A 9,381-nucleotide genomic window follows, 5' to 3' on the forward strand; every position below is an offset into this window, starting at 1 on the left:
TGGGCCGCGTTCGTGCTCGTGGGCGCGGGAGAAGCCGTCTTCCCCAGGAGCGGGGGGAGTTGCGATGACACGGACACAAGGTCACCCGCTGCCTACAGTGGGTGAAGGCCCGGGCGCAGGGGTGCGGGTGCGGGCGGAAGGGGTGCGCATGTCCACAGGGAGTCCGATCGACGACGAGGCGCGCGAGGACGCCGTGGACGTCCTGCGGGACCTCCTCGTATGGCAGTTGGTGCCGGAGCGCTGGGCGCGGGTCGAGGTGATCGTGGACGCGCTCGCCGACGCCCTCGACCGCGGGGACGGCGACGCGCTGCGGGAGGCCACCGCCGAACTGGAGGTGTCCGGGCCCATCCGGATCACCCGCATCGGCGCCCAGTCGCCCGGGCCCGTCCCGGTCCCGGAGCGCACCAGGGACCGCGCCAACCATCTGGTGCACTCGCTCGGGCAGCCGCCCCGGCCGGGACGGGGCGACGGCGAGCCGCAGCCCTCGGGAGGTGACGGTGACGGATCCCCGACTCCCGCTCCTTGACCAGGAACTCGTCGTCCACGTCTACGCCCCGACCGACGGCCCGCACGCCAAGGCCGCCCACCGGCAGCTCCAGGGCATCTGGGACCGCTGCCGGGACCGGCTGGGCATGGTCCGGGAGATCGCCGCCACCGGACTGCCGGCCGTGCTGCCCTCAGGCCCCGACGCGATGACACAGGGCGGGCCCGTGGCGGCGATCGAGGACCGGGCGGCCGACCACCAGGCCGTCGTACGCCGCGAACACGACGTGGTGAACCTGTCGTTGGTGTTCGCCGCGCCCCAGGACACGGCGTCCCGCCGGTTGCGGATCGGCTCCGCGTCGCCGCCCGGCTGGGTCGAGTTCGACCGCTGGTGGGGCGAGTTGGCCGCCGACGGCACGGACGCCCTGCTCGGGGTCGTCCAGGTCTGCCAGGCGACGTACGCCGCGGGATCGGCCCCCTCGCTCGACGGGCTGGCGCACGAGGCCCGTTCGGTGCTGACCGGCCCCGGCCGGGCCCCCGACCGGTGGCGGCGCGGCAGCACCACGGCGGAGGGGTTCGCCGTGTGGGAGGTGACACCGGACGACGAGCGGGCGGGGCGGCGGATCGTCGTCCTCGCCCCCGAGGGCCGGGAGGCCGAGCTGAGCGCCTGGACGTGGAGCCAGGGCGAGCCGGACATGCCGCCGCTGGCCCGCTATCTGATGCACGCGGCCAAACTCCGCTACCAGGCCCGGGTGCGGGGCGAGGGCGAGCCGCGGCTCAGGCGGCTCATCGGGCGGGTGAACGAGCATGTCGCCCAGGTACGGGACGCGTTGGAGCGGGAGACGGACGACCCCGCCGCCCTCGGCCGGCTGCGGCTGGACGAGGCCGATCTGGCCTCCGCCGTGCGGGACATCCGCGCGATACGACGCACCGTGGAGATCGCCGCGCACAACATGAGCGCCGCGGTCGCCGAGCCGTGGCCCGGTGACCGGCGGCTCGCCGAATGGCTCGTCGGCCAACTGGACGACGACACCGAGTACGTGGAGGCGGCCCGCGAACTGGCCCAGGAGATCGGCCGGTTGGTCCAGCAGAGCGCGGCGGACCGGTCACCCGGCCCGTTCGCCCAGGAGGCGACAGCGCTGCCTGCCGAAAGCCGTGACGAGCGCGACCGTGACCGTGAACGGGTCCGGCTGCGGGTGGGTTTCGCCGTCGACGTCGAGCGCTACAGCAGCCGTACCTCACCCCAGAAACTGGGCGTGCAGCAGCGGATCGCCGCGCTGGCGGAGGAGGTTCTCGACGACCTCGGCCACCGTATGGACGAGACCGACCACCAGGGCACCGGCGACGGCATCAACGTCTTCCTCCCGGCCGACGTCGAACTCCACCGGGCGCTGCCCGCACTGCTGTTGTCCTGGCGGGACCGGCTCGCGGCCGACAACGAGCGCTTCCGCGACCGGATGCGGCTGCGCCTGTCCGCCGGGGTGGGTCCGGTGGGGCTCGCCGCGCTCGGGTTCTCCGGGTCCACGATCGTGGAGGTCAGCCGGCTGCTGGACAGCGCCGTGCTGCGCGGTGCGCTCGCCGACCGTCCGGAGGTCGATCTCGTTGCCCTGGTCGCCGACCAGTTGTACGAGTACGTCGTCGGCGAGGGCTATCCGGGGCTGCGCGCCGAGCAGTTCGAGCGGCACATGGTCCGGGTGAAGGACTTCGAGCGGCCCGCCTGGCTGTGGATCCCACGCTGACACCCGGCGCAGAAGGGCACACGCCGTGACGCCTACCCCGCGCGCGCGGCCCCGGCGCTCCGCCTGCGCGTCGTCCGGCCGGAGAGCGCCGCGACGTACTCGGCCAGCCCCGCCGCCGTGCCGTCGAGCGGGAAGCGGGTGCCGAGGTGGCCGTCCGGGCGGACGACGAAACCGGTCGGGCCGTCGGGCCGGTAGAGCCGGGCGAACTGCCCGGCGGCGTCCCGGTAGGCGGGGACGGGCAGCCGGTCGGCGGCGCCCGGCGCGGCCTCCCGGGAGAGGATCGCGACGACCTGGAGGCCGACGCCGGGTCCCGCGTCGAGCGGCGCGACCGCCACGGTCGCCTCGGCGGCCGCCCTCGCCAGGTCGGTGACGTCGGCGGCGTACAGCAGCGCCACATGGCCCACACGGCCGCGCAGCACGTCGAGCAGCCGCAGATGGTAGGCGGCCGCCGGGGCGGTCAGTCCGTCGCAGTCCGGGGCGCGGTCGCCGGGCTGCGGTGCCTCCAGGGACCCGTACGGGGCGCCCGCCAGCGGGCCTTCGCGGTAGCCGACGAGGAGCTGGGCCTCGCGCAGCATGACCGTGCCCGGGTCGTCGGGGTCGCTGTGGACGCCCTGCGTGGCGTGCCGCACGGTGCGGCCGATGACCTCCTCGCCGACCGGGCGGCGCTCGGCGTCGTAGCTCTCCAGCAGGGCCGGGCCCGCCTCGTCGCGCAGCACCATGGCGAGCTTCCACGCCAGGTTGCAGGCGTCCTGCACCCCGGTGTTCATGCCCTGGGCGCCGGTCGGCGGATGGATGTGGGCGGCGTCGCCCGCGACGAAGACGCGGCCCTCGCCGTAGCGGTCGACGATGCGGTGGCTGATGCGGAAGACGGAGGACCAGCGCATCCGGGACAGCACGGCGGGGCGGGGGCCGAGCCGGTCGACGACGGCCTGGATGTGCTCCAGTTCCGGGGTGCGGTCGCCCTCCAGCCCGTGCGCCACCCCGTCCTGCGGTCCGCCCGTCCCGGTGGACAGCTCGGGCGGGACCAGCATCGACATCCGGTAGCGGCCGGTGCCGGGCAGCGGGATGCAGACCAGCAGGTCGTCGCTGGTGCCGTCGTCGGCGAGGTGCATGGACCGGATGCCGTAGCCGTGCGGCATGTCCCAGTCGGCCTCGACGTCGCCCAGCATGTACTCCTCGCCGAACGCCCCGCCCTCGAAGCTCAGCCCCAGCGTCTTGCGGACGGTGCTGTGCGCCCCGTCGCAGCCGACCAGGTACCCGGCGCGCACCTCCTCCTCGGCGCCGGAAGGGGTGCGCAGCACGGCGGTGACCCCCTCTGGGTCCTGTACGAACGACAGCAGCTCGGTGCCGCGCTCGACGACCGTGCCCTGCCCCGCGACGTACTCCTCCAGGAGGCGCTCGGTCTCGTACTGGGGGAGCGCGGCGAACCGGTACGGCACTTCGGGCGGCAGCGCGAGGTCGATCCGCGCCTGCTCCCGGCCGTTGACGTAGATGAGCTGCCCGCGGATCAGCGCGGCCGCCTCCAGCATCGTGCGGGCCAGCCCCATCCGGTCCCAGATCTCCAGGGTGCGCGGCTGGATGCCGACGGCCTTCGCGTACGGCAGCCGGGCCGAGAGCCGGTCCACGATCCGGCACGGCACCCCGTGCCGGCCCAGCTCGGCGGCGGCGCTCAGGCCGACCGGGCCGGCGCCCACGATCAGTACGTCGGTCGTCCGGGTGTGCGCCACGCGTGCCTCCCTGCGTCGGGTCCCCCGAACCGGTTCCCGTCCTCCATGGTCACCTGTCCGGGCCCGGGCGGCGAGCCGGTGCGGCGCCCGCCGACCGCCCTCCCCGCCAAGTAAGGTAACCCTAAGTCCGGTCGGCGGGTTCGTGCCGCGACCCCGCGTCGTGCCGCGCAGCCGAGTGAATGTGGCCCCCGCCGGTGTCCGTGCCACGGGAATCCGCGCCCCTGCCTGTTGGATGACCCCAGGCACGAGCGAAATGAGGGCGGATGGCCGAGAGCAGCGCGGACGCACGACCACCGGCGGAGGAGGGGCTGAAGGCCGACGCGATCGGGTTCGTGGACGCCCTCGTCATCGGGCTCAACGCCACCTCCCCCGCCTACTCGCTGGCCGCGGTCATCGGCCCGATCGTGGTGCTCGTGGGCGTCTACGCACCCGGGGTCATGGTGGCGTCCTTCATCCCGATGCTGCTCATCGCGTCGGCGTTCTACTACCTCAACCGCGTCGACCAGGACTGCGGCACCACCTTCTCCTGGGTCACCCGCGCCATGGGCCCGTGGACCGGCTGGCTCGGCGGCTGGGCCATCGCGATGACCGGCGTCCTCGTCGTCGGATCGCTCGCGGACGTCGCGGTCACCTTCGCCCTGCTCGCCTTCGGCCTCGACGGCTGGGCCGACAACACCGTCGTACGCCAGACGCTCGCGGTCCTGCTGATCATCGTGATGACCGCGCTGTGCGTCGTCGGCACCGAGGTGTCCGCCAAGGTGCAGAACGCGCTCATCCTGGCCCAGGTGGCCTGTCTGCTCGCCTTCGCGATCGTGGCGCTGTACCGGGTCTACGCCGGCACCGGCACCTTCGACTCCGTCGACCCCTCGTTCACCTGGCTGAACCCCTTCGGCGCCGGCGGCGCGGAACTGACCGCCGCCCTGCTCCTCGGCGTGTTCATCTACTGGGGCTGGGAGTCGGCGGTCAACCTCACCGAGGAGACCGAGCACTCCGCCACCGCCCCCGGCAAGGCGGGCGTCTGGTCCACCGTCATCCTGCTGGTCACCTACGTGTCCGTCGCCTACGCGGTCGTCGCCTACGCCGGTACGACCTTCCTCGCCGAGAACGCGGACGAAGAGGAGTTCATCTTCGCCCTGCTCGCCAACGAGGCGATGGGCGGCTGGGACTGGGTCGTCCTGCTCGCCGTCTCCACCTCGGCGATCGCCTCGACCCAGACGACGATCATCCCCGCGTCCCGCACCGCCCTGTCCATGGCCCGCCGGCACGCGCTGCCCCACCACTTCGCCCACATCCACCCGCGGTTCCGCACCCCGGACGCCAGCACCTGGTGGGTCGCGGGCATCGCCATCGCCTGGTACCTGATCCTCAACCAGCTCAGCGAGAACGCCCTGTTCGACTCCCTCACCGCGCTCTCGCTGCTGATCGCCTTCTACTACGCGCTCACCGGCGTCGCCTGCGCCGTCTACTACCGCCGCCATCTGACGGAGAGCGTGCGCAACTTCTTCCTCATCGGCGTCGGCCCGGTGGTCGGGGCGGGGCTGCTCTCCTGGCTGCTGGTGGAGTCGGTCTCCGACATGGCCGACCCGGCCAACTCCTACAGCGGGGTCTCCTGGTTCGGGCTCGGGCCGCCGCTGGTCATCGGCATCGGGATCACCCTCGCCGGCGTGATCCTCATGGTCGTGTGGCGGTTCACGGCGCCCGCCTTCTGGTCGGAACGCCCGGGCGTCGCCGACCCCGACCTCGTGCACGGAAAGGAGTCCTGAGATGTCGGTGGTGCTCGGTTACGACGAGTCCCCGGGCGCGGTCCACGCGCTGCGGGTCGCGCTGGAGGTGGCGACCGCGTTCGGCGAGCCCCTCGTGCTGGTCTTCGGCGCGGCGCCGCCGGGCGGCATGGGGGAGGAGTACCGCACCCACCAGCAGGCCGTGCGCGAGGCCGGCCGCACCGCCCTGGAACACGCCGTCGCGGCCGCCGACGAGGCCGGCGTCCCCACCACGGTCGAGGTCCTCGACGAGAAGCCCGACCAGGCCCTCCTGGACGCCGCGTCCCGGCACGGGGCCCGCTTCATCGTGGTGGGGAGCTGGGGCGAGAGCCCGGTCCGCGGGGCGCTCCTCGGCTCGACCCCGCACAAGCTCCTCCATCTGTCCCCGATCCCGGTGCTGTGCGTACCGATGCGGGACTGAGGCCGCCTTCCGCTACGCTCCGGCGACTCCCGCCTTCTCGGTCTCCGGCTCGGGCGCCTCGCCGTCGTGGTGACGCCCCATCGGGATCACCATCGGCGTCCTGCTGACCGGGTCCTCGCCGACCACGCACCGCAGTCCGAAGACGTTCTCCACGACCTTGGCGGTGATCACCTCGGACGGGGTGCCCTCGGCCACGATCCGGCCGGACTTCATGGCGACGATGTGGTCCGCGTAGCGGCACGCCTGGTTGAGGTCGTGCAGCACCATCACGACCGTGCGGCCCTGGTGCCGGTTGAGGTCGGTGATCAGGTCGAGGACGTCGATCTGGTGCGCCAGGTCGAGATACGTGGTCGGCTCGTCCAGCAGCATCACCGGGGTGCCCTGGGCGACCGCCATCGCGATCCAGGCGCGCTGCCGCTGGCCGCCGGAGAGTTCGTCCACGGCGCGGTGCGCGAGGTCGCTCATCGCGGTGGCCCGCAGCGCCTCGTGGACGGCGTCCTCGTCGCCCGAGGACCACTGCCGCCACCAGGTCTGGTGCGGCGCGCGACCGCGTCCGACCAGGTCGACGACGGTGAGCCCCTCCGGCGCGACCGGCGTCTGCGGCAGGATGCCCAGCCGCTGGGCCAGCGCCCGGGTGGGGATCGTGTGCACGGCGTGGCCGTCGAGGTGGACGGCACCGGCCTTCGGGGTGAGCAGCCGGGCCAGCGCGCGCAACAGGGTCGACTTGCCGCAGGCGTTGGCGCCGACGATCGCCGTGATCCGCCCGGTGGGGACCGCCAGGTCCAGATCGTCGACGACGATCCGGTCGTCGTAGGCGAGCCGCAGCCCGTGCGCCCGCAGGTCGGGGCCGTCGGCGGGCCCTTCGATGGCCGACACCACGTCGGTGGTCGATGACACGTCTTCAGCCTCCTGAACCGGCGCGGTTGGCGCGGATGAGCAGCCACAGCAGGACGGGCGCGCCGAGCACGCCCGTCACGATCCCGACCGGCAGTTCGGTGTCCGGGACGATCTTTCGGGCGACGAGGTCGGACCCCAGCACCATGACGGCGCCGGTCAGGCCCGAGGCGAACGGCGGCGGGAACGCGGTGCCCGCGAGGCGCTGGGCGACCTGCGGGGCGGCGAGCGCGACGAAGGCGACCGGGCCCGCGGTCGCCGTGCCGAAGGCCACCAGGCCGACCGAGACGAGCAGTACCGCCACCCGTACCGTCTGCACGCGGGTGCCCAGGCCGCGGGCGACGTCGTCGCCGAGTTCCAGGGTCCGCATCAGCCGGCCGAGCAGCAGCGCCGTCGGCAGCAGCACGGCCAGTGCCACGGCGAGGGGCGTGATCTGGTCCCAGCTCCGGCCGTTGAGGTTGCCGACCAGCCAGCCGAGCGCGGCCTGCGCCTGGAAGCGCTCGCCGCGGGCCATGAGGTAGTCGGTGGCGCTGGTGCAGATCCACGAGACGCCGACGCCGACCAGCACGATCCGGTAGCCGGTGGTGCCCCGCTTCCAGGCCAGGGTGTAGACGACGAACGCCGCCGCCAGCGCGCCGAACAGACCGAGGACCTGGGTGCTCGGCCCGCCGTCCCGGCCGAGGACGATCCCGGCCACCACGGCGACACCGGCGCCCTGGGTGATGCCCATCATGTCGGGGCTGGCCAGCGGGTTGCGGGTCATCGCCTGGAGCAGCGCGCCCGACACCCCGAACGCGACGCCGACCAGCAGGCCCGCCAGGGAGCGCGGCAGCCGCAGCTCCTGCACGATGAGCCGGGTGCCGGGGTCGCCGCCGCCCAGCAGGGCCCGGGAGACGTCGGCGAGGGACAGGGGGATGTCGCCGACCGCCGTCTCCGCGCAGAAGGCGAGGAACGCGGCGGCCAGGAGCACCAGCGACACGGCCAGCAGCCGGGGCCGCAGCAGCCCGGACACGGGCGGCACGGCGAGCCGGAAGGTGACGCGGCCGCCGGTGCGCCGGGCGGGTATGCGGTCCGCGGGGTCCGTCTTGCGCGCGGGCCCCTTCGTCTCCCGGGGCCCGGGCCGGCCCGCCGGCGGCGAAAGCTCGGTGGTCATGGCGTACGGCTCCACTGGTTCGGTCGGGAGGTGGGTCGGCTGTGTGGATGTCCGCGGTCGCGCGAGTCGGGTGAGGGGCCTCGGACGTGTCGTTCCGTCACCGTCACCGTGTCCGCCTCCCCCCGGCCCGTCCCATTGCTCACAGCTCCGCGAGCCGGCGGCGCCGCACCAGGGCGATGAAGAACGGCCCGCCGATGAAGGCCACCAGGACACCGGCCTGGATCTCGATGGGGCGGTCGATGAGCCGGCCCGTGACGTCGGCGGCCAGCAGCAGACAGGGCGCGAGGACCGCCGACAGCGGCAGCAGCCAGCGGTGGTCGGGGCCGAGTCCGGCGTACTGGGCGAGGACACGGGCGATATGGGGCACGACCAGGCCGACGAAGACGACCGGTCCGATGACGGCGACGGCCCCGCCGGTCAGCAGGGTGACGGCCACCACCCCCTGGATCCGCACCGCGCCGAGCCGCAGCCCCAGCGACTTCGCGACGTCGTCGCCGAGCGCGAGGCTGTTGAGGGAGGGCGCGCACAGCAGGGCGAGCACCGCGCCGACGGCGAGGAAGGGCAGCACCCGCAGCAGGACCTCGGTGTCCTGGTTGGCCAGCGAGCCCGCCGACCAGAAGCGGTAGCGGTTCAGCGCGTCCGGGTCGGTGAGGGCGATCGCGCTGGTCAGCGAGAACAGCACGGAGGTCACCGCCACGCCGGACAGGGCGAGTTTGACCGGGGTGGAGCCGGACCGGCCGACCCCGCCGAGGAAGTAGACCAGCACGCTCGCGGCCATCGCGCCGGCGAACGCGAACCAGATGTAGCCGTACACCGAGCCGATGCCGAGCACGCCGACCGACAGGACGACCGCGAAGGCCGCGCCCGCGCTGACCCCGAGGATGCCGGGATCCGCGAGCGGGTTGCGTGTGAGCGCCTGCATCAGCGCGCCGGACAGGCCGAGCGCGGCACCGGTGGCGAGGGCGAGCGCGGTGCGGGGCAGCCGGACCGACCAGATGACGTTGTCCACGCGGGAGTTGGGGGCGTCGCCGAGGAGGGTGTCCCAGACCTGGCGCAGCGGCACGTCGAGCGCGCCGTACGCCATGGACAGGGCGCACAGTGCCAGCAGCGCCGCGCACGACAACGAGAGCAGCAGTACAGCGCGGGGGCCCGTGGCCGCCCGGACCGTCGAGGTCCCCACGTTCAACTTCCTTTGGTCAGGCTT

Annotated in this window: 8 protein-coding genes; 4 read left to right on the forward strand and 4 right to left on the reverse strand. The window is 73.7% G+C overall.

Features of this window, described 5'->3' with window-relative positions:
* The first annotated feature begins 148 nt into the window (after positions 1-148).
* The gene (locus AFM16_RS34840) at positions 149-526 is read left to right on the forward strand and encodes a CATRA system-associated protein (protein WP_078636343.1); all 378 of its coding nucleotides are present in this window, start codon (positions 149-151) and stop codon (positions 524-526) included.
* Positions 498-2,222, forward strand: coding sequence for a CATRA conflict system CASPASE/TPR repeat-associated protein (locus AFM16_RS34845; protein ID WP_078636344.1), 1,725 nt, complete (start codon positions 498-500; stop codon positions 2,220-2,222). Before AFM16_RS34840 ends, AFM16_RS34845 begins: the two co-directional genes overlap by 29 nt.
* Before the next feature lie 32 nt (positions 2,223-2,254).
* Here AFM16_RS34845 and AFM16_RS34850 read toward each other — a convergent pair whose 3' ends face one another.
* On the reverse strand, positions 2,255-3,949 hold the full coding sequence (locus tag AFM16_RS34850; protein WP_078636345.1) for an FAD-dependent monooxygenase: 1,695 nt from the start codon (positions 3,947-3,949) through the stop codon (positions 2,255-2,257).
* 263 nt (positions 3,950-4,212) lie between these two features.
* On the opposite strand from AFM16_RS34850, the gene AFM16_RS34855 reads away from it, so the two are divergent.
* Both AFM16_RS34855 and AFM16_RS34860 read left to right on the forward strand, forming a co-directional pair.
* Positions 4,213-5,712 carry an APC family permease gene (locus AFM16_RS34855; RefSeq protein WP_078636346.1) on the forward strand — a complete coding sequence of 500 codons (1,500 nt, stop codon included), beginning with the start codon at positions 4,213-4,215 and terminating at the stop codon, positions 5,710-5,712.
* A 1-nt stretch (position 5,713) separates the two neighbouring features.
* A complete protein-coding gene (locus AFM16_RS34860; protein WP_078636347.1) occupies positions 5,714-6,130 on the forward strand; it encodes a universal stress protein in 417 nt (138 codons plus the stop codon).
* A 12-nt stretch (positions 6,131-6,142) separates the two neighbouring features.
* On the opposite strand, the gene AFM16_RS34865 is transcribed toward AFM16_RS34860, so the two are convergent.
* The 3 genes from AFM16_RS34865 to AFM16_RS34875 all read right to left on the reverse strand — a co-directional run bounded on the left by AFM16_RS34865 (position 6,143) and on the right by AFM16_RS34875 (position 9,357).
* Positions 6,143-7,027: an ABC transporter ATP-binding protein gene (locus AFM16_RS34865; protein ID WP_078636348.1), complete on the reverse strand. Its 885-nt coding sequence runs from the start codon at positions 7,025-7,027 to the stop codon at positions 6,143-6,145.
* 4 nt (positions 7,028-7,031) lie between these two features.
* Positions 7,032-8,177 carry a FecCD family ABC transporter permease gene (locus AFM16_RS34870; RefSeq protein ID WP_078636349.1) on the reverse strand — a complete coding sequence of 382 codons (1,146 nt, stop codon included), beginning with the start codon at positions 8,175-8,177 and terminating at the stop codon, positions 7,032-7,034.
* A 139-nt stretch (positions 8,178-8,316) separates the two neighbouring features.
* Positions 8,317-9,357: a FecCD family ABC transporter permease gene (locus AFM16_RS34875; protein ID WP_030783077.1), complete on the reverse strand. Its 1,041-nt coding sequence runs from the start codon at positions 9,355-9,357 to the stop codon at positions 8,317-8,319.
* Between the last annotated feature and the right edge of the window lie 24 nt (positions 9,358-9,381).

The sequence above is a fragment of the Streptomyces antibioticus genome (genome assembly GCF_002019855.1).
Classification (GTDB): Bacteria; Actinomycetota; Actinomycetes; order Streptomycetales; family Streptomycetaceae; genus Streptomyces; species Streptomyces antibioticus_B.

Excerpts from the sequence above, each read along its gene's own strand:
- AFM16_RS34840 (WP_078636343.1), top strand. The coding sequence starts at position 149 with ATGTCCACAGGGAGTCCGATCGACGACGAGGCGCGCGAGGACGCCGTG.
- AFM16_RS34855 (WP_078636346.1), top strand. The coding sequence starts at position 4,213 with ATGGCCGAGAGCAGCGCGGACGCACGACCACCGGCGGAGGAGGGGCTG.
- AFM16_RS34860 (WP_078636347.1), top strand. The coding sequence starts at position 5,714 with ATGTCGGTGGTGCTCGGTTACGACGAGTCCCCGGGCGCGGTCCACGCG.
- AFM16_RS34870 (WP_078636349.1), bottom strand. The coding sequence starts at position 8,177 with ATGACCACCGAGCTTTCGCCGCCGGCGGGCCGGCCCGGGCCCCGGGAG.